Genomic DNA, 21,597 nt, shown 5'->3' with positions numbered 1-21,597 from the left:
CTGCCTTGTCCCGTGCTCCGGCTGGGTCAGCCCCGGGCCGGAGTCGGACAATTCGCGTGCGCAGGCAGGTGTGGCCCGGATATTGATAAAAAGCCTGCAAAGATCCAGGAGCAGACATGAGCTATCCCCAGTATGTAAAGCTTGTCGATGTAGGCCCGCGCGACGGCCTGCAAAATGAAAAACAGCCCGTGCCTGCGGCCGTCAAGATTGCCCTGGTGCACATGCTGCAGCAGGCCGGCCTCAAGGAAATCGAGGTCACCAGCTTCGTCAGCCCCAAGTGGGTGCCGCAGATGGCCGACAACGCCGAAGTCATGGCCGGCCTGGTGCGCCGTCCCGGCGTGCGCTACAGCGTGCTCACGCCGAACATGAAGGGGCTGGAAGCGGCCCTGGCCGCGCCCGGCGAACAGTGGCCCGACGAGATCGTGGTCTTTGGTGCGGCCAGCGAGGCCTTCAGCCAGAAGAACATCAACTGCTCCATCGCCGAGAGCATCGAACGCTTTGCGCCCGTGGTCGAAGCTGCGCGCGCCAAGGGCATCCATGTGCGCGGCGCCATGAGCTGTACCGTGGGCTGTCCCTACGAAGGCGAGATCGCGCCCGAGCGCGTGGGCTATCTGGCGGGCCTGATGAAGAGCATCGGCGTGCAGCATGTGGGCGTGGCCGACACCATAGGCGTGGGCACGCCGATTGCCGTGCGCCGCGCCATCGAGGCGACGCTCGCGCATTACGACATCGACAACGTGTCGGGCCACTTTCACGATACCTACGGCCAGGCCCTGGCGAATACGCTGGCGGCCCTGGCCATGGGCGTATGGCAGTTCGACACCTCGGTCGCAGGTCTGGGCGGCTGCCCGTATGCCAAGGGCGCCACGGGCAATGTGGCCACCGAGGATGTGGTCTACATGCTGCATGGCATGGGCATAGACACGGGGATCGATCTGGACGCACTCATCGATGCGGGCCAGTTCATCAGCGAACATCTGGGCCGACCCTCGCAGTCGCGCGTGGCGCGGGCCATTCTTGCGAAAAGAGCCGCCCCCTGAGCGGCTGCGCGGCTTTCTGCGCTCTCTTCGGGCCCTGGGCCACACCGGTTTTCAAAGCTGGGGCATGATCGCGGGTTCGAGCCCGCATGCCAGCCATGCCGGGCCTTGGGAGACAGCAGGCGCGGGGCGCCGTGGAACAAGCTATGTGTGGTTCAGAACTTCATTCATTGCCCGAAGGCGTGCAGCGCGTGGCCGCCTTCCTGCAGCAGGCCGGCCATGGCACCGCGCCGCGTATGCTCGATGGTGCGGCGCGCACGGCCCAGGAGGCCGCAGATCAGTTGGGCATTCTCGTAGGCCAGGTGGCCAAGAGCATCATCTTCAGGCGCAAGAGCGATGGACTGGCGGTGCTGGTCGTGACTTCGGGTGACAGGCGCGTGGACGAGAAAAAGGTCGCGGCGCTGGTCGGCCCCGTGGGCCGCGCCGATGCCGACTTTGTGAAGGCGCAGACGGGTTTTTCGATTGGCGGCGTAAGCCCCGTGGCCCATGCGGCCGCGCCCGTGACGCTCATGGACCGCGAGCTGCAGCGCTTCGACGTGGTCTGGGCTGCAGCCGGCCATCCGCATGCGGTGTTCGAAGCCACGCCCACTGCCCTGCAGGCCTTGACCGATGCTCCCTGGCACGACGTGGTGCAGGAGGACAAGCCATGAGCACCACACCGCTGGATTTGCTCCAGGCCAGGGCACAGCTCGTGCTGCGGGCCGCAGGCACTGCGGCCGGCGTGGACGAGCAACCCCTGGCTTCGCCCTGCATCTCGGTCTGCCGCATGACGGCGGACCGCAGCCATTGCCAGGGCTGCTTTCGCACGATAGAGGAAATCCGCGCCTGGTCGGCCGCGGACAACGAGGTTCGGCGCGCGACCTGGCAGCGGCTTCTGAGCCGCGCGGGGCTGGCCATGCCCGAGGCGTGAATCACAACAACCAGGAGATTGCATGAAACAGGTGACGTTCTATCTGGACTTTGTCTCGCCCTATGCGTGGCTGGCATTTGACCAGTTGCCCCAGGCCTTGCAGGGCCTGAGCTACCACATGCAATACCGGCCCGTGCTGCTGGGGGCCCTGCTCCAGAAAAACGCGAACCCGGGGCCGGCCGGCATTCCGGGCAAGCGCGAATGGACTTACCGCCATGTGAGCTGGCTCGGCCATTCGCTGGGCTGCGGCCTGCAAATGCCGGCCCAGCACCCGTTCAACCCCTTGCCCTTGCTGCGCCTGGCGCTGGAATGCAGCGACGATGGCACCATCAACCGCTTCGTGGCCGAAACCCTGCTGCGCCATGTGTGGCTGGGCGGGGGTGATGCGCTCGACCCGGAGCGGCTTGAAGCCCTGCGTTCTGCGCTGGCTCCCCAACTGCGCGAGAACGCGCAGGAGCAGGCCAAGCGTCTGCTGCGCGAGAACACCGACGCCGCAGCCGCGCACCAGGTCTTTGGCGTGCCCGCCTGGGAAGTCGACGGCCGTCTGTTCTGGGGCCTGGACAGCCTTCCCATGCTGCGAGCCTATCTGCAAGGCGATGCCTGGTTCGGGCAGGCCTGGGAGCTCGCAAGCGAGGTGCAGGCAGGCATCAAGCCCTGAGTTGCGCCTTTGTCCGAAAGCCGGCCCTGCTGTATTGCAGGGCCGTTTTTTTGCGGAATCGCGAATGATGGAGTTTCAGCGCAAATCACAAACCGGCGATGGCTTGAATAATGGTTTGTCTGGGGTTTGCGTGATTTTTTTATTGGATTTGATGAATATCGTCAAAGCGCTTGTATGAGGCTTTCAAGGCTTGATGTTCAAGGGTTTTTACGGGTTTTTTGTGCATTGAATCAGGGGTTTTGGTGTTATCCGATCGGTTTGTAAGAATCCATTCAGGTCGGCGTAATTTTATGTAATGCAAGCGTCAGATCGGAGTCAGCGGCGAGGCGGATAGTTGAATTGCAGGCCCTTTGCCAGGTCGGCCCAAGCAATAAATCAATCCAGGAGACAGTTATGGCTATCAACGCTGCAGCAGGAGTGGGTGGCATCAAGCCCACGCCAAGGCCGATGAGCCCGGAAGAACGCAAGGTGATTTTTGCGTCCTCCCTGGGAACGGTATTCGAGTGGTATGACTTTTATCTGTACGGATCGCTTGCGGCCATTATTGCCAAGCAGTTCTTCAGTGGCCTGGATGCGGGCTCGGCCTTTATCTTTGCCTTGCTGGCCTTTGCCGCCGGCTTCATTGTTCGTCCGTTTGGCGCCTTGGTGTTCGGCCGCCTGGGCGACATGATCGGCCGCAAGTACACCTTTCTGGTGACGATTCTGATCATGGGCCTGTCCACCTTCATCGTCGGTGTGCTGCCCACATATGCGAGCATTGGCGTGGCCGCTCCGGTGATCCTCATCGGCCTGCGCATGCTGCAGGGCCTGGCGCTGGGCGGCGAGTACGGCGGCGCTGCCACCTATGTGGCCGAGCATGCGCCCGACGGCAAGCGCGGAGCCTATACCTCGTGGATTCAGACCACGGCCACGCTGGGCCTGTTCATGTCCCTGCTGGTGATTCTGGGCGTGCGCACTTCGCTGGGCGAAGAGGCTTTTGTGGACTGGGGCTGGCGCATTCCCTTCCTGGTCTCCATCCTGCTGCTCGGGGTCTCGGTGTGGATCCGCATGACGCTGTCCGAGTCCCCGGCTTTCCAGAAGATGAAGGCCGAGGGCAAGGTCTCCAAGGCCCCTCTGTCCGAGTCCTTTGGCCAGTGGAAAAACCTGAAGGTCGTGATTCTGGCGCTGCTGGGCCTCACGGCCGGCCAGGCCGTGGTCTGGTATACGGGCCAGTTCTATTCGCTGTTCTTCCTGACCCAGCAGCTCAAGGTGGATGCGGTCACGGCCAACCTCATGATCGCGGCCGCACTGCTGATCGCCACGCCCTTCTTCGTGATCTTCGGCACGCTGTCGGACAAGATCGGCCGCAAGCCCATCATCATGCTGGGCTGCGTGCTCGCCGTGGTGACGTATTTCCCCGTGTTCAAGGCACTGACCGAGGCCGCCAACCCCGATCTGGCCGCCGCCCAGGCGAAGAACAAGGTGGTGATCGTGGCCGACCCTGCAGAGTGCTCGTTCCAGTTCAATCCCACGGGCACGACCAAGTTCACGAGCTCCTGCGACGTGGCCAAGCAGGTGCTGGCTGCGGGTTCGGTCAGCTATGACGCAGAAGAGGCTGCCGCAGGCACCCAGGCCGTGGTGCGCATCGGCAGCACGGAGATTCCCTCGCTGTCGCTCAAGGGGCTGAGCCCCGACGAGGCCAAGGTCAAGGAAGCGGCCTTCAAGCAGGCCGTGGCCGACGAGCTGACCAAGGATGGCTATCCGGCCAAGGCAGACCCCGCGAAGATGAACAAGATCATGATGGTCGCCATACTCGCGTATCTGGTGTTGCTTGTGACCATGGTTTATGGCCCCATCGCGGCCATGCTGGTGGAGCTGTTCCCCACGCGCATTCGCTATACCTCGATGAGTCTGCCCTATCACATCGGCAATGGCTGGTTTGGCGGGCTGCTGCCGACCATGTCGTTTGCCATCGTGGCGCAAACCGGAAATATGTATAGCGGACTCTGGTATCCGATCGTGATTGCAGGTGCCACGGCCGTGATAGGTACTTTGTTTCTCCCGGAAACCAAGGATAGGGATATTTACGCTGACGACTGAAAATATTTCTGCTATTTAAATAATAAAGCCCGCCCTGTTGATTGCAGGGCGGGCTTTATTTATATGTAAGCTTTGTAAATTTTAATACTGTTGTCGCAAAGCATCGTATTCAATTTATGTGCTGCATTATTCTTTCTTGTAGCAGAGGCGGCCCTACAATTTTCCAGGGCCGCTTGTCGCTGATCGGCGTGCTAAATCGTAAATCGTTTTGAAATTGAAGGGAATCCAGAATGCCCAAGATGAATCGCCTCGTGCTGGCCGCTCTTGCAGTTTTTGGGGCTGGCGCAGCAATGGCGCAAAGCAGCGTCACGCTGTACGGCCGTATCAATACGACGGTGGAGCGCCAGAAGCTCGGGGATGTCTCCAACACCGTCATGCAGAACAATGCTTCGCGCTGGGGCGTTCGCGGGACCGAAGACCTGGGCGATGGACTCAAGGCAGGGTTTGTGCTGGAAAGCGGTTTTTCGTCCGACACCGGGGCCGCAGATGCCACCTTCTTTGGCCGCCAAAGCGAGGTCAACCTGGAGGGGGGCTTCGGCATGCTGCGGCTGGGCAATTACTTCCCCGGCTCCTACTTTGCAATTCCGGACTATGTGAGCATGCACAACCATGACACAGGCCCTTCCTCGGACGCCCTGTACGTGGATCCGAACTGGATGGGCGCCGGTGTTGCCAGCCAATACGGCGCAGGAGGTCTTGGAACCAAGAACAGGATTGGCTATTCGGCGCCCACCTTTGGCGGTTTCTCGGCCGAAGGCTCGATGTCGCTGCACGAGAAGACGGCCGGCACGAACAACAAGAACGGCTACGACCTGGCTGCCAACTACAACGCCGGCCCCCTGGCGCTAGGCGGTGGCTACAGCTACTGGAACAACAACTGGCAGGCTGCCTTGCGCGCAGCCTACACCCTGGGACAGTTCACGGTCGGCGGCTATTACCAGCGCAATGACGATGATCTGCTCGGATCGCGCAACAACTTCCGCCTGTCGGGCATGTATGTGCTGGGCGCATCCGAATTCCATGCGAATGTGGGCCGGGCGAACAAGTGGAGCAAGCTTAGCGACTCCGGCGCCACGCAGTGGACGCTGGGTTACAACTACAACCTGAGCAAGCGCACCAAGGTCTACGGCTACTACACGCGCATCAATAACGACGGCAATGCCAGCTACGGCTACGATGCCACGGCCAGTGGCGGCGCCGGACAGAACTTCTCTTCCTTTGCCCTGGGCGTGCGCCACAACTTCTGACCCCAAAGAAGGCTGCTGACGCGCCAGAACCCTCCAAAACAAAGCCCCGCAGCATTCAAGGCTGCGGGGCTTTGTTCTTGAATTCTGGCAAGCAGCTTCCTGATCTGGCCCAGGGATCCTCGCCGAACGGAAGGCATTCCGGCTTGGGAGGTGCTTGTTGTGTTAATACGTCAAATGTCAAAAATCCACGGCCAAAGCCTGGGTGTCTTCAATAGCTTACACATAGAATCCACTAGAACCTATTGTAACTTTGGCGTGGTATATGCCGGGCCGTGTAAGCTGAGGAGATTCCCAAATGATGAAGATGAACCGCGTTGCTGTGGCCGTGCTGGCTGTGTTGGGTGCAACCACAGTGATGGCTCAGAGCAGCGTGACGATCTATGGTCGTCTCAACACGACGGTGGAGCGTCAGAAGACCGGTGATGTCAACCGCACCTCCATGGAGAACAATTCTTCGCGCTGGGGCATTCGCGGTGTGGAAGATCTGGGCAGCGGTCTGAAGGCCGGCTTCGTGCTGGAAAGCGGCTTCAACTCCGATACCGGCATGGGCTCTGCATGGACCCACGGTACGGGTGCCGGCATGTCGTTTGCTCGTCAGAGCGAAGTGAACCTGTCGAGCAACTTCGGTATGCTGCGTCTGGGCAACTTCATCCCCGAGTCCTACTTCGCATCGGCCGACGCCGTGAGCATGCACAACCATGACACCGGCTCTTCCGCTGACGCCCTGTACCAGGACCCGATCTGGTTCGGCGGCCTGAGCACGCAGAACAAGATCGGCTATCGCACCCCCAACATGGGCGGTCTGGTGATCAATGCTTCGGTGTCCATGCACGAGAAGACCCCCACCACCTATCAGAAGAACGGCTACGACCTGGCCGCGACTTACGATATGGGCCCTCTGAGCCTGGGCGCCGGCTACAGCGCCGTGGGTGATGACTGGCAGGCATCGCTGCGCGGACTCTACACCTTCGGTCAGTTCACCTTGGGCGGCTACTACCAGCGCAGCCACCAGGTTTCCCAGCGTCTGGGCTGGATGGACGGCAACCGCAACAACTACCGTCTGTCGGGCATGTACACCCTGGGTGCTTCCGAGTTCCATGCCAACGTGGGCTATGCCGACAAGTGGAGCAATGTGAGCGACTCTTCCGCCAAGCAGTGGACCCTGGGCTACAACTACAACCTGAGCAAGCGCACCAAGGTGTATGGCTACTACACCAAGGTGGACAACAAGGCCGGATCGGCCTACATGACCGGCAAGGCTGGCGACGACTTCAGCTCCTTCGCCGTGGGCGTGCGCCACAACTTCTGATGACGGCGGCCTGAGCCGCATCAGACCGGCTTGACTGAGCCATCTCGAAAAACCCGCAGCACAGCCTGCGGGTTTTTGTTTTGTACCGGCTGCTTAGAACGTGTTTACGATCTCTACGCTGCCGCGCCTGAGATCGTAAACACGCTCTGAGCGCCCGGTCCTGATGGCTGCAATAACGGGCTGCTGCCTCGCGTTTTATGCCCAGGCAAAAGCCATTCGGGGCGCAGCGGCGCTGGCCCGCCATGCCTGCAGGGATATGGCTTCCGCGCCTAGAATGACCGCGCCCCAACCCAAGAAAAACCAGAGGTATGACGCAGGGTCTGATTCGTATACGCGGTGCACGTCAGCACAATCTCCAAAACCTGGATCTGGACATCCGCACGGGCGAGCTCACCGTGGTCACGGGTCCCAGTGGTTCGGGCAAATCCAGCCTGGTGTTCGACACGCTGTATGCCGAAGGCCAGCGCCGCTATGTGGAGACCTTCTCGGCCTATGCGCGCCAGTTTCTGGACCGCATGGACAAGCCTGCGGTGGACCGGGTCGAAGGCGTGCCTCCGGCGATTGCCATCGACCAGACCAATCCCGTGCGCAACTCGCGCTCCACCGTGGGCACGATGACCGAGCTCAACGACCACCTGAAGCTCTTGTTCGCGCGTGCGGCCCGCCTGTATGACCGCGAGACCGCCCGGGCCGTGAACCACGACACGGCGGACACGATTCATGCCGAGCTCAGGCGCCGCTGCGAGGCTGCCGGCGATCCGCGCATCGTCATCACCTTTGCGGTGGAGCTGCCGGCCAACACCTCGGCCGAGGAGGTCGAGCAATGGCTGTCGGCCAGCGGCTTCACCAAGATCCAGGCCGAGCGCGAGATCGACAAGCCGGCCCCTGCCGAGGAGGCTGGCGGCAAGAAGAAGGCCAGGAGTGCTGCGCCCTTGACGGTCAAGCTGCTGGACGTGGTGGCCGACCGCTTTCGCATGGGCAGTGTCGAGCGTGTGCGCGCCATGGAGGCCATCGAGCTGGCACTCAAGCGCGGCAGCGGTCACATGACGGTGTATGTGCTGCCCGAGTCCGGGGCAGATGCGGGCACCGAGCCCGTGCTCTGGAAGTTTGCGCTCGGCCTGCACTGCCCCGAAAGCGGGCTCAGCTACCAGGAGCCTCTGCCTTCGCTGTTCTCCTTCAATTCGGCGGCCGGTGCCTGCGAGGCCTGCCGCGGCTTTGGCCGCGTCATCGGCGTGGACTGGGGCCTGGTCGTGCCCAACGACAAGCTGAGCCTGCGCACGGGCGCGATCAAGCCCGTGCAGACCCCGGCCTGGAAGGAGATCCAGGACGATCTCATGCGCCATGCCGAAGCCGAGGGCATTCCGCGCGACACGGCCTGGGCCAAGCTCACCGATGCGCAAAAGGCCTGGGTCATAGACGGCTCGCCCCAGTGGAACGGCAAGTGGACCCAGACCTGGTATGGCATCAAGCGCTTCTTCGAATACCTGGAGAGCAAGGCCTACAAGATGCACATACGCGTGCTCTTGTCCAAATACCGCAGCTATACCGAATGCCCGACCTGCAATGGCGCGCGCCTCAAGACCGAGAGCCTGCTGTGGCGCATAGGCGGAGAAAGCGCGGGCCAGGGCGCCTACCAGCGCTTCATGCCGTGCGGCGTGGGCTGGAGCCGCGAGCAGCTCGACGGCCTGCCCGGCCTGTGCCTGCACGACCTGATGCGCCTGCCGATTGTGCGCCTGCGCGAATTCTTCGCGGCCATGGCGCCTGACCCCGATGCGGCGGCCAGCGATGGCGAAGCCCAGGCACTGAAGATGCTGCACGCCGAGATCATGGCGCGCCTGCAATACCTGTGCGATGTGGGCATCGGCTATCTCACGCTGGACCGGCAAAGCCGCACGCTGTCGGGCGGCGAGGTGCAGCGCATCAACCTGACCACGGCCCTGGGCACCTCCCTGGTCAACACCTTGTTCGTGCTCGACGAACCCAGCATCGGCCTGCACCCGCGCGACATGGAGCGCATCACCGAAGCCATGCAGCGCCTGCGCGATGCGGGCAACACCCTGGTCGTGGTCGAGCACGACCCGGCCGTGATGTTTGCGGCCGACCGCATGATAGACATGGGCCCGGGGCCGGGTGCACGCGGCGGGCAGATCGTGTTCGACGGCACGCCCGAGGATCTGCGCCAGGCCGATACGCTGACTGGCGCCTATCTGGGCGGGCGCAAGCAGGTGGGCTTCGGCGCCAAGCGCATGGTCACGGACGCCACACCGCGCCTGATCCTCGAAGGCGCACGCGAGCACAATCTGCGCGATCTCAACGTGGACTTTCCGCTGCAGCGCCTGGTCACGATCACGGGTGTCTCGGGCTCGGGCAAGTCCACGCTGATCCAGGACGTGCTCGTGCCCGCGCTGATGCGCCACTTCGGCAAGCCCACGGATGCGGCCGGTGCCTTCGACCGCCTGCTGGGCGCCGACCATCTGAGCGACGTGATGTTCGTCGACCAGTCGCCGATCGGCAAGACCGCACGCTCCAACCCCGTGAGCTATGTGGGCGCCTGGGACAGCCTGCGCGAGCTGTTCGCGATTGCGCCGCTGTCGCGCGAGCGCGGCTACACGGCCGCCAAGTTCAGCTTCAACAGCGGCGACGGGCGCTGCCCCACCTGCGGCGGCTCGGGCTTCGAGCATGTGGAGATGCAGTTCCTCTCCGACATCTACCTGCGCTGTCCCGACTGCAATGGCAGCCGTTACCGCCCCGAGGTCCTGGAAGTCCGCATCGAGCGCCACATGCCCGGCGAGGCCGCGCCGCGCAGACTCAACGTGGCCGATGTGCTGGAGCTCACGGTGGCCGAGGCCGCTGTGCTGTTCTCCGAGGACCGTGAGGTGATACGCGCGCTGCAGCCCATCGTCGATGTAGGCCTCGAATACGTGAAGCTCGGCCAGCCCGTGCCCACCTTGAGCGGCGGCGAGGCCCAGCGCCTCAAGCTCGCGGGCTTTCTGGCCGAGGCCGCGCGCGTGCAAAGCAAATCCAGGCAGGCCCTGGCCAGAAAGGGCAGCCTGTTCCTGTTCGACGAGCCCACGACGGGCCTGCACTTCGAGGACATCGCCAAGCTCATGCGCGCGCTGCGCAAGCTGCTCGAAGCCGGGCACTCGCTGATCGTCATCGAGCACAACCTGGACGTGATCCGCGCCAGCGACTGGCTCATCGACCTCGGCCCCGAAGGTGGCGAGGGCGGCGGCTGCATCGTCGCCCAGGGCACGCCCGAGGAAATCCGCCTGGTCGAGGGCTCGCACACGGCGCAGGCGCTGCGCGAATACGACCTGGCCATGGGCGTCGGGGGCCTGGCCGTGCGCGAAGTCGCGCCCATGCTCTACAAGCCCAGGCGCAAGGCCCAGGCCGTGAGCGGGGCCGTGGCGAAGAACGTGATCGAGATCGTCAACGCCAGGGAGCACAACCTCCAATCGCTGAGCGTGGAGGTGCCGCGCGGCCGGTTCAACGTGATCACGGGCGTTTCGGGCTCGGGCAAGTCCACGCTGGCCTTCGACATCCTGTTCAACGAAGGCCAGCGCCGCTACCTCGAATCGCTGAACGCCTATGCGCGCTCCATCGTCCAGCCCGCAGGCCGGCCCGAGGTGGATGCGGTCTACGGCATTCCGCCCACGGTGGCCATCGAACAGCGCCTGTCGCGCGGCGGGCGCAAGTCCACGGTGGGCACGACCACCGAGGTCTGGCACTTTCTGCGCCTGCTGTATGTGAAGCTCGGCACCCAGCACTGCATTCACGATGGCGCGGCCGTGGCGCCGCAAACGCCGGAAAGCATTGCGGCCCAGCTCATGACCGAGTTTCGCGGCCAGACCATAGGCCTCCTGGCGCCCCTGGTCGTGAACCGCAAGGGCGTGTACACCGAGCTGGCCGACTGGGCGCGCCCGCGCGGCTACACCCATCTGCGCGTGGATGGCGAGTTTCTGCCGACCACGGGCTTTCCGCGCATAGACCGCTTCAAGGAGCACACCATCGAGCTGCCCGTGGCCAGCATCACCGTGCTGGCCGCGCACGAGGCCGAGCTGCGCCAGCACCTGGCCCAGGCGCTGGACATCGGCAAGGGTGTGCTGCATGTGCTCTCGGACCTGGAGAATCTGCAGGACGCCATGGCCGGCGGCCACAGCACGGCCGACATCGGCCGGCTGCAGGTGTTCTCCACCCAGCGCGCCTGCCCGGTCTGCGCGACCAGCTATGGCGAGCTCGATCCGCGTTTGTTCTCCTACAACAGCAAGCATGGCTGGTGCCCGGACTGCGTGGGCACGGGCGTCAAGCTCTCCAAGGACCAGCGCAAGGTCTATGACGACACGCTGCTGGCCGAGGACAACCGTGGCCGCGAGGTCAGGTTCGAGGGCCAGGAGATCGAGGACCTGGCCGAGGTCTGCTGCCCGAGCTGCGAAGGCACGCGGCTCAACGCCACGGCGCGCGCCGTGCAATTCCACGGTATGGGGATTGCCGACATCGCCAGACTGGCCGTGGGCGATGTGCGCCGCTGGGCACAGCAGCTTGTGCTGTCGGGCCGCGAGGCGGACATTGCGCGCGACCTGCTGCCCGAGATCCAGAGCCGGCTCGAATTCCTCGAGGAAGTGGGCCTGGGCTATCTCACGCTGGACCGTGGCGCGCCCAGCCTCAGCGGCGGCGAGGCCCAGCGCATACGGCTTGCGGCCCAACTGGGCAGCAATCTGCAAGGCGTGTGCTATGTGCTGGACGAGCCCACCATCGGCCTGCATGCGCGCGACAACCAGATCCTGCTCAATGCCTTGCACAAGCTCGGCGACAAGGGCAACACCCTGGTCGTGGTCGAACATGACGAGGACACGATACGCCGCGCCGACCACATCATCGACATCGGCCCCAGCGCCGGCCTGCGCGGCGGCCGGCTCGTGGCCCAGGGCAGTCCCGCAGACATCATGGCCGCCGAGGACTCGGTCACGGGCCGCTATCTGCTGCATGCCATGCGCCACCCCTTCCAGCCGCGCCGCTGGGTCGGCGAAGGGGCCGGGCCTGTGGCTGAGTCTGCCAAGGCTGCTATTGAAAAAGAAGCTGTTAGCGCAAGTCCTGAAACGATTTCAGATAAGAAACCATCTAAAACCAAGAAGAAGCAAGCGCTACCAGCTATAGAAGATGTAGAGGCTTCCGAAGCCCTGCGCTGGCTGACCCTGCGCGGTGCGCATCTGCACAATCTGCAGAACGTGGATGCGCGCGTGCCGCTCAAGCGTCTGGTTGCGGTCACGGGGGTCTCGGGCTCGGGCAAGTCCACGCTGGCGCGCGACGTGTTGCTGGCGAATGTCGCGGCCTGGGTGGGCCAGCGCGCGACCAAGGCCGGGCGCGACGCCATGGATGCGGGCCAGGCCCCGGCGCTCGTGGGCTGCAAGGGCCTGCAGGGCTTTGAGGGCGTGGACCGCGTGCTCGAAGTCGACCAGACGCCGATCGGCAAGACGCCGCGCTCCTGCCCCGCGACCTACATCGGCTTCTGGGACCTGATCCGCAAGCTGTTCGCCGAAACCCTGGAAGCCAAGGCGCGCGGTTATGCGGCCGGGCGCTTCAGCTTCAACACCGGCGAGGGCCGCTGCCCGGCCTGCGAAGGCCAGGGCATGCGCACCATCGAGATGAGCTTTCTGCCCGACGTCAAAGTGCCATGCGAGGTCTGCCTGGGCGCGCGCTTCAACCCCGAGACCCTGGCCGTCTCCTGGCGCGGCAAGAGCATTGGCGATGTGCTCAAGATGGAAGTGGACGAGGCCGTGGAGTTCTTCGCCTCCATGCCCTCCATCGCCCATCCGCTGCAGCTGCTGAAGGACGTGGGCCTGGGCTATCTGACCCTGGGCCAGCCATCGCCGACCTTGAGCGGCGGCGAGGCCCAGCGCATCAAGCTCGTGACCGAGCTCACCAAGGTGCGCGATGACGTGACCCGGCGCGGCAACAAGGCACCGCACACGCTGTATGTGCTCGACGAGCCCACGGTCGGCCTGCACATGGCCGATGTGGACAAGCTGATCCGCGTGCTGCACCGCCTCGTCGACGGCGGCCACAGCGTGGTCGTGATCGAGCACGATCTGGACGTGATCGCCGAGGCCGACTGGATCATCGACCTCGGCCCCGAAGGCGGCAGCGGCGGTGGTCGCATCGTCGCTGTGGGCACGCCCGAGGACCTGGTCCGGGCGGGCACGCACACGGGCCGGGCGCTGGCGCCGGTGCTGGCGCGGACTTGAGAGCGTGAACACGCTCTGAGATCGCGCCGCCGCGGCTGGCCTGGCGCGCGTGCCGGCCAGCCAGCGGGCGCTCTCATCGGATGAGCGCCGGCCAAGCCCCGGGCGGCAAGGTGGCGCTGCGTGGCGCCTGGCTGCAGGCGGGCGCAGATCAGGTCGTGGAGAATAGGGCCGTCATCTGTCTGCCCCGTCACCGCCATGAGTCTTCCCGAAGAACCCGCAACGCCTTCCCCAGCCCCGCGCTCGGCCCTGCTGTGGCTGGTGGCCGTGGGCTTTTTCATGCAGACGCTGGATGCGACCATCGTCAACACCGCCCTGCCCACGATGGCGCATGCGCTGGGCGAGAGCCCGCTGCGCATGCAGTCCGTCATCGTTTCCTATTCGCTGACCATGGCCATGCTGATCCCGGCCTCGGGCTGGCTGGCCGACCGCTTCGGCACGCGGCGCCTGTATGTGCTGGCGATCAGCCTGTTCGTGCTCGGGTCGCTGCTGTGCGCGCTGGCACCCAGCCTGGGCTTTCTGGTGGCTGCGCGCGTGCTCCAGGGTCTGGGCGGGGCCTTGCTCTTGCCCGTGGGGCGGCTGGCCGTGCTGCGTGCATTTCCGCGCGAGCAGTTTCTCAAGGCCATGAGCTTTGTGGTCATCCCCGGCCTGGTCGGCCCTCTGATCGGCCCGACCCTGGGGGGGTGGATGGTCGAGTATCTGAGCTGGCACTGGATCTTCCTCGTCAACCTGCCCGTGGGCCTGCTGGGGCTGGCGGCCACGCTGCGCTTCATGCCGCGCGGCGAGAGCTATGCGGTCAAGCCCTTCGATGGCAAGGGCTATGTGCTGCTGGCCTTTGGCATGGTGGCCGTGTCGCTGGCGCTGGACAGCATGTCGGGCCAGGGAATCCATGGGGCCATGGTGCTGGTGCTGCTGGTCTTCGGCCTGGCCAGCCTGGCAGGCTACTGGCTGCATGCGCTGCGCCGGCCCGATCCGCTGTTCTCGCCCGAGCTGTTCGCGGTGCGCAGCCTGCGCGTGGGTCTGCTGGGCAATCTGTTCTCGCGCCTGGGCAGCTCCTGCATGCCGTTTCTGATGCCGCTGGTGCTGCAGGTCTGCATGGGCTTTTCTCCCATGCAGGCCGGCATGATGATGCTGCCCACGGTGCTGGCCAGCATGGCCGTGAAGCGGCGCACGACCCAGCTCATAGAGCGCCTGGGCTACAAGCGCGTACTGGTGGGCAATACGCTGGTGCTGTCGGTGATGATTGCGAGTTTCGGGCTGCTCTCGCCCACGCTGCCGCTGTGGCTGGTGATTGCCCTGCTGCTGGTGTTCGGCGCAAGCAACTCCATGCAGTTCACGGCCATGAACACGGTCACGCTCAAGGACCTGGACGTGGGCAATGCGAGCAGCGGCAACAGCCTGCTGTCCATGGTGCAGATGCTGGCCATGAGCATGGGCGTGGCCGCAGCCGGCGCCGTGCTGGCGGGCTTCAGCCAGTGGTTCGGCCATGCCCAGCCTGCGGATACGCTCAATGCCTTCAGGGCCACCTTTGTCTGCATGGGCCTGGTGACCATGGCATCGAGCATGGTCTTCTCCCAGCTCGGCAATGACGAGGACGTGCGTGCCAGGCCCATGGAGCCGGCCGAGGCCGAGTAGGCCGCAAGCCGGCACCACGGGGTTGTCCCGGGCGTTGGATTTTGTTCATCGCGGCGCGCTCATGGTGCACATGGCACTCATGGCCCAGGCCTATGTGCAGCGCGTGCAGCTGTGGTCCGACGGGCTCTATGCCACGCCCGCCCTGAGCTGGGACAAGAATGCGCTGCAGGGCCGGCCGTTTTACTGCTACGCCTATGGCGCGCCGCGAGGAGATCGTGAACACGCTCTAAAAAGGCAGGCGCAGCCCCAGTAACAGGCCCTGGCTGTGGCTGTTGCCGATATCCCGGCTGGTGTTGATTTCCAGGGACAGCTCCAGCCCGCTGCGCCAGCGCAGCCGCAGGCCCAGGCCCAGGGCCCAGTTGCGGGTTCTGGAGCTGCTGCCGCTCAAGGTATAGGCCGGGCCCAGGTCGGCCAGATCGGAATAGGCGAGCCCTGCGTCGCCGCTGCGCTGCAGGCTGTGCGTGTATTCAAGCCTGATCTTTGGGGAGAGCTGGATTGCGCCCAGGGCGTAATTGCCTTCGAGGCGCAGGCCGAGCACGGCAGCCAGTGCGCTGGCTGTTTGCGCGTAGTAGGTCAAGGCCTCGAATCCCGAAGCCGATTCACTATAAGTGTTCAGCGTGGTGCGGCTGAGCTCAAGGCGCGCATAGGGCGACCACAGCCAGCCGGTTTCGCGAAACTCCATGCCTGCGATCAGCGCGCCGAATACCTGGCTGCCCTGGCGCGTGCCCGTGGCCGTGCCGCTTTCCTCGCTGATGAAGCGCGTGGAGTCGAAGCTCAGCCGGCCATAGCCGAGCAGGCCGTCGACGAACAGATGCCTGGCGGGCCGCAGGCTGCCGTAGAGCACGGCCGACACGCTGCTGGCGGCGCTCTTGCTGCCGTTCTGCCCCACGAGCGAGCTGTCCCGGCCCAGACCCAGGCCCAGGCCCAGCGTGGCCAGATCGCTGATGCGCCAGTCGGCGCCGGCACTGATGCCGCTGGTGGTGAAGCGGTAGTCCGTGTCCATGCCGTGCAGATGCTCGCGTCCATAGCTCACGGAGCCTGCAGTCCAGAATGCGAAAGCCTGTTGGGGGTGGCCTTGCACGGCAGCGCCGCCGGGCAGGCTGGGCAAGTCGCCAGGCATGGCTTCGGCACGCAGGGGCTCGGGGCGCAGGCTGGTCCTGTGCATGCCGGGCGGGGGAAGATTGCCGGGCATGAGGTCTTCGCGTCCATAGGTCTGACCTGCTGTGGCAGGCTGATTGCCCGTATCCAGGCTCAGGCCGAAGCTGGAGCGGCCCCAGCCATCGCCATGCAGTCCTTCGAGGCGCGAGGTGAAATTGGAGACCTGGGCACTTGCAAAACGGCGGGCGCTATTGGTCTGGGCTGCGACCAGAGCCGTCACTTCGGCATTCTGGCCGGGGTCGCTGCGCGCGAGCACCTGTATGCTGATCCGGGCCGGGGCCGAGGTGCCTGCAGTATTGCTCAAGGTGTAGGCCAGCGTGGCCGTGCCGCTGAAATTGCGGCTGCTGGTAAAGCGCAGCATGTAGACCGGCGCGCCCGGGGCTTGGGCAGAAGAGCTGCTCTGTATGCTCGCCTGTCCGGCATCGGCAGGTGACAGGGACAGCAGGTCTGCCTTGGTGAACGGTCCGCCCGTGGCGCTGGAGCTCAGGTCCAGCTCCAGGCTGCTGCTCGGGGCCAGGGTCACGCTCAGCGACGGGGCCACGGGCTGCATCTGGCTCACGCGCAGCGTGTAGCTGGCTGCTCCCGTGCCCTGGTATACATCGCTCACGCCGATGCTGAAACTGAAGCTGCCCGTGGCATGCAATTGCGGCGTGCCGGAGATCTGGCCGCCCGCGGACAGGGACAGGCCCGCAGGCAGGGCTCCGCTGCTCAGCGCATAGGCGTAAGGGGCGGTGCCGCCGCTGGCCGTCAGGCTCTGGCTGTAAGCCGTGCCCTCGGTGGCATGGGGCAGGGCGCCGGCTGCAGGTGCGATGCTCAGCACAGGACCGGTGACGGTGACCGTCACCCGGGCCGAGGAGGTGCCGCTCGCGTTGACGACCGTGTAGGTGAATGCGTCCTCTCCCGAATAGCCGGCTGTGGGCGTGTAGCTGATGGTCGTGCCGCTGGCCGTGGCCGTGCCGTGCAATGCCTGCACGGTGACGGCTGCACTGGCCACGGCGCCACCACTCAGATTGAGTGCGACGGGATTGTTCTGGCTGTTGGCCGGCACGCTGAGGCTTACGGGGCCTGCGGCGGGCGCCTGGATGGCAATGGCCAGTGCATAGCGCTGCAGGCCGGTGGCGCCATAGGCATCGGTGGCCCGGGCCGTGAAGTCGAAGCTGGCGTTGGCGCTGGGCATGCCGCCGAGCAGTCCGCTCGGGGCCAGGCTGAGACCTGGAGGCAGGCTGCCCGACTCCAGCCTGTAGGCATAGGGCGCTGTGCCCAGCCTGGCACTCAGGTGCTGGCCATAGGCCGTGCCGACGATGCCTGGCGGCAGTGAGCTTGGCGCGATGGCAAGCGTCGGGGGCAGGATGGTGACCGTCACCGTGGCCTGGGCCGAGGTTCCGGAGTCGTTCGTCAGGGTGTAGGTGAAGCTGTCCGTGCCCGAGTAGCCGGCTGTGGGCGTGTAGGTGATGGCGATGCCGCTGGAGAGGGCCGTTCCATGTGCGGCCTGGCGGGCCACTTCCACGCTGGCGGCGGCTCCGCCTGCGGGCTGCAGCTGGACCGGGTTGTCGCTGCTGTTGGCCTGCACTTCGAGGCTGCTGTCGCCGGCCAGCGGAGCCTGGATGGCGACGAACAGGGTAAAGGTTCTGCTGCCGGTGGCCTGGAGGCTGTCCGTTGCCTGGACCTTGAAGATGAAGCTGCCGTACGCTGTCGGCGTGCCGCGCAGCTCCCCGTCGCTGCCCAGGCTGATGCCTGGCGGCAGGCTTCCCGAGAGCTGTACATAGGCATAGGGCGGCGTGCCCAGGTCGGCACTCAGCTGCTGCTGGTAGGGCGTGCCGGCAGTGCCCTGCAAAAGCAGGGCCGGCTCCAGTGTCAGGGTCGGGGCCGCGACCTTGATCGTCACCGTGGCGGTTGTGCTGCCTCCGGCATTGCCCAGGGTGTAGCTGAACGAGTCCGTGCCTGAAAAACCGGGGTTGGGCGTGTAGCTGAGACTGAGCGTGCTTGCATCGATCACCACCTCGCCATGGCTGGCTGCGGTGGTGATGTTGAGGTTGGTGGCCTGCAAGACCGCAGGCTGCAGGTCGATGGCATTGGACTTGCTGTTGGCTGCGATATTTACCGTCAGGTCCACGGCCTGGGGGGGCAGGGTGGTCACCGCCAGTGTGTAGTCGCGGCTCACGGAGAAGCCCGTGGCATCGGTGGCCTCAAGCGTGAAGGCAAAGCTGCCGGCCTGCGTGGGCGTGCCGGAGATCGTACCCGTGCCCGGGCTCAGCGAGAGCCCGGGCGGCAGTCCGCCTGTGATGAGGGCGTACACATAAGGCGCCGTCCCCTGTGTGGCAAACACGCCCTGCCTGTAGCTTTCCCCCGTGGCGGCCGCAGCCAGTGTCTCGGGCAAGAGCTGCAGTTGCGGCGGCGTCACGGTGATGCTGACCTGTGCGGCAGGCGAGGTGCCGCCGTCATTCGAAGCCTTGTAGGCGAACGCGTCGGGCCCCCAATACGAGCTATTGGGCGTGTAGGTGATGGAGAGTCCGGTGATCACGATCGAGCCGTGCGCGGCGGCCTGGGTCAGGATCAGCGTCAGGGGAGTGCCGCCTGTGATGCTCAGGGGAACGGGGTTGTCGGTGCTGTTGGCCAGCACGGTGAGTGTGCTGTTTTCGACGGCAGGCACTTGCGGCCTGATGTTGAGCGCGTAGCTGCCCCAGTTCGAGGCGCCGCAGCTGTCGGTGACCGTCACCAGGAAATAGAAGCTGCCGGACTCTGTAGGGGTCCCTCCGAGCAAACCGCTGTTGCTCAGGCTCAGTCCCTGGGGCAGGCTGCCCGAGCTCAGCGAATAGCCATAGGGTGCCATGCCCAGGCTGGTGCTCAGCTGCTGTGCATAGGCAGCGCCCATGGATCCATCGGAGAGGCTGCTCGGTGCCATAAGCAATAGCGGTGGCGTCACGCTGACTTCTACCGTGGCCGAAGAGTCGCCATAGGCGTTGCTTGCCACATAGTCGAATGCATCGCTGCCCGAGAAGCCGGGCAAGGGGGTGTAGAGGATGCTGTCGAGGCCGCTGACAACTGCCGTGCCATGCGCCGGGGGCGTGATGCTCAGATGGGTGAGGCTGCCACCTTTCAGATAGGGCGTGAGATCGATGAGATTGGCTTCGCTGTTCGCGGCCACGCTGGTGCTGAAGGGGTTGGCGCTGGGCCGGTTGGCAACTGTCAAGGCATAGGTCTGGCTGCCCGTGGCCTGGTAGATGTCGGTGGCCTGGATGGTGAAGCTGAATGATCCGCTGTCCGTGGGCATGCCGCTGATCTCTCCCGTCGACGTGTCGAGTGACAGCCCCGCAGGCAGGCTGCCGGACACCAGGGCATAGGTATAGGGCGCCGTTCCCCTGGAAGCGCTCAGGCGCATGGAGTAGGTGATGCCGACGGCGGCCGTTTCGGTGGATGGTGTGGCGGATGGCGTCTGCGATGTGGCCGTGCTCTGCGCGAGCAGCAGCACTGGCGCGGCCACGGTCAGGGTCACGGTGGCGGGCGTGGAGGTGCCTGCGGCATTGGTCGCGGTATAAGTGAACGAGTCTGTGCCGGAGTAGCCCGCATCGGGGGTGTAGCTGATGGAGAGCCCGCCGGACGTGGCCGTGCCATGTGCGGGCTGATCGGCAATGGCCACGCTGGTGATGCTGCTGTCGGCAAGATTGAGCGTGACGGTGTTGGAGCCGCTGTTGGCGGCCACATCCAGGTCGATGGCATGTGCTGCCGGAGCCTGGGAGACCACCGTCAGCGCATAGGTCTGCAAGCCCGTGGCCCCATAGGCATCGGTGGCCTGGATGCTGAAGCTGAACACGCTGTCGCTTGCCGGGAGACCGCTGATCTCTCCGGTATCGGCATGCAGCGACATCCCTGCGGGCAGGCTGCCCGAAGCGACGGCATAGCCATAGGGCGTCGTGCCCAGGCTGGCGGACAGGATCTGGCTGTAAGCCATGCCTGCCGTGGCCGTTGCCAGGCTGGCTGGGGCGAGCAGCAGCGTCGGCGCAGTGACGCTGATGCTGACCGTGGCAGGACTGGAGCTGCCGCTGGCGTTCTTGGCCGTATAGGTGAAGGCATCCGTGCCTGAGTAGCCGGCAGCGGGGGTGTAGGTGATGGCCGATCCGGTCACGACGAGCGTGCCATGTGTGGTGGTGCTGGTAATGCTCAGCTGGGTGGCGGCTCCGCCCGAGAGCTGCAGGGTGATGGGCTGGGCGCTGCTGTTGGCGGCGACGGAAACCTGGTTGCTGCTTGCAGCAGGTGCGAGCAGGCCGACGGTGACGTAGACCGTGGCCGGCGCCGAGGTTCCACCGTCATTGGTGGCGGTGTAGGTGAAGGAGTCGGACCCCGAGTAATCCTGACTGGGGGTATAGGCCAGCATGGTTTTTGCATTCGTGGTCCAGGCGGTTCCGTGGGCGGGGTCGGAAGCCTTGACGACGCTGCGAAAAGTGCCTGTGACGTTGGGCGTGATGGAGTTCGAGCCACTGTTCTTGGTCACCGAAACGCTGATGTCGTTGGCAACCGGCGGTGGCTGCGTAATGGTGATCGTGACCGTGGCGGTTTGCGATGTTCCGCCTGCGTTGCTGGCGGCATAGCTGAACGAATCTGTGCCGTGGTAGCCGGCTGTGGGGGTGTAGCTCACGGAGGCTCCAGCTACCTCCAGTGTTCCGTTGGTTGCCGGTGTGAGTATGGTCAGGCTGTCGCAGGGGCCGCCGGAGAGACTCAGCGTGAGTGCATTCGCCTGGCTGTTGGCGGCCACGGTGCTGGTGCTGCTCTTGGCAATCGGCAGGGCTGGGTTCACGGTGATGGTGACCGTGGCGGGGGCGGATGTGCCGTCATCACTGCTGACCGCGTAGGCGAAGGTGTCGCTGCCTGAGTAGTCGCTGGCAGGGCGGTAGTACAGCTGAAGGTCGTCACCCGCACGGGCAAATCCATTCACGGCCAGCGTGCTGATGGACAGCCCGGTGAACGTGCCGGTGACGCTGGGCGTGATGGCCACTTCGGCGCTGTTTTTTGCCACCGTCATGGTGATGTTGTTGGCCATCGGTGGTGCCGTGGCGGCGAGACCTGTGGCGCAAAGGCCCAGCAGGCTCAGGGCTGCAGGCAGAAAGCATCCAGAGAAAAGCGCGGCCACTGGCAGGAAAAGTGCTGCGCTTGCTGGATGAAAACGCCGCTGCATAGCTTGAAGCCTGTAATAGGTGGATGAACTTCAGCGCGCAGTCTTCAGGCCTTTGAAGACTTAGACCTGCTGACACAAGCCTTGATACGTCGTTGCTTCGCCTTGTCTCAAACGCAACCCTGCGGTTTGCTGGGTTGTGTTGGCCGCTCTTCTAA

At 64.7% G+C, this 21,597-nt stretch carries 11 protein-coding genes; 10 read left to right on the top strand and 1 reads right to left on the bottom strand.

Going from position 1 to position 21,597, the window contains the following annotated elements; all coding sequences use genetic code 11:
- The first annotated feature begins 116 nt into the window (after positions 1-116).
- The 10 genes from G486_RS0103090 to G486_RS0103045 all read left to right on the top strand — a co-directional run bounded on the left by G486_RS0103090 (position 117) and on the right by G486_RS0103045 (position 15,367).
- The gene (locus tag G486_RS0103090) at positions 117-1,040 is read left to right on the top strand and encodes a hydroxymethylglutaryl-CoA lyase (RefSeq protein WP_027014209.1); all 924 of its coding nucleotides are present in this window, start codon (positions 117-119) and stop codon (positions 1,038-1,040) included.
- Positions 1,041-1,183: 143 nt separating this feature from the next.
- A complete protein-coding gene (locus G486_RS0103085; protein WP_027014208.1) occupies positions 1,184-1,687 on the top strand; it encodes a YbaK/EbsC family protein in 504 nt (167 codons plus the stop codon).
- Entirely contained in the window at positions 1,684-1,947 is a 264-nt protein-coding gene (locus G486_RS0103080; RefSeq protein ID WP_027014207.1) for a DUF1289 domain-containing protein, read from the top strand. Before G486_RS0103085 ends, G486_RS0103080 begins: the two co-directional genes overlap by 4 nt.
- Positions 1,948-1,969: 22 nt before the next feature.
- On the top strand, positions 1,970-2,605 hold the full coding sequence (locus tag G486_RS0103075; RefSeq protein WP_027014206.1) for a 2-hydroxychromene-2-carboxylate isomerase: 636 nt from the start codon (positions 1,970-1,972) through the stop codon (positions 2,603-2,605).
- A gap of 393 nt (positions 2,606-2,998) precedes the next feature.
- On the top strand, positions 2,999-4,684 hold the full coding sequence (locus tag G486_RS0103070) for an MFS transporter (protein WP_027014205.1): 1,686 nt from the start codon (positions 2,999-3,001) through the stop codon (positions 4,682-4,684).
- 230 nt (positions 4,685-4,914) lie between these two features.
- Positions 4,915-5,931 (top strand): porin, encoded by a 1,017-nt coding sequence (locus G486_RS0103065; protein ID WP_027014204.1) that lies wholly within the window; start codon positions 4,915-4,917, stop codon positions 5,929-5,931.
- Positions 5,932-6,226: 295 nt separating this feature from the next.
- The gene (locus G486_RS0103060) at positions 6,227-7,240 is read left to right on the top strand and encodes a porin (RefSeq protein WP_027014203.1); all 1,014 of its coding nucleotides are present in this window, start codon (positions 6,227-6,229) and stop codon (positions 7,238-7,240) included.
- A 308-nt stretch (positions 7,241-7,548) separates the two neighbouring features.
- The gene (uvrA, locus tag G486_RS0103055; RefSeq protein WP_027014202.1) at positions 7,549-13,482 is read left to right on the top strand and encodes an excinuclease ABC subunit UvrA; all 5,934 of its coding nucleotides are present in this window, start codon (positions 7,549-7,551) and stop codon (positions 13,480-13,482) included.
- Positions 13,483-13,677: 195 nt separating this feature from the next.
- Entirely contained in the window at positions 13,678-15,114 is a 1,437-nt protein-coding gene (mdtD, locus tag G486_RS0103050; protein WP_027014201.1) for a multidrug transporter subunit MdtD, read from the top strand.
- Between the two features lie 34 nt (positions 15,115-15,148).
- The gene (locus G486_RS0103045; protein ID WP_027014200.1) at positions 15,149-15,367 is read left to right on the top strand and encodes a hypothetical protein; all 219 of its coding nucleotides are present in this window, start codon (positions 15,149-15,151) and stop codon (positions 15,365-15,367) included.
- Here the strand turns inward: G486_RS0103045 and G486_RS23080 are convergent.
- A complete protein-coding gene (locus G486_RS23080) occupies positions 15,341-21,307 on the bottom strand; it encodes an Ig-like domain-containing protein (RefSeq protein WP_407059784.1) in 5,967 nt (1,988 codons plus the stop codon). The two genes, G486_RS0103045 and G486_RS23080, sit on opposite strands and share 27 nt — an antisense overlap.
- Positions 21,308-21,597: the final 290 nt, after the last annotated feature.

This window comes from Comamonas composti DSM 21721, from assembly GCF_000429845.1.
In the GTDB taxonomy this organism is placed as follows: domain Bacteria; phylum Pseudomonadota; class Gammaproteobacteria; order Burkholderiales; family Burkholderiaceae_C; genus Comamonas; species Comamonas composti.
The sequence above is the reverse complement of the archived record's forward strand: the minus strand, read 5'-3'. Positions and strand labels throughout refer to the sequence as shown.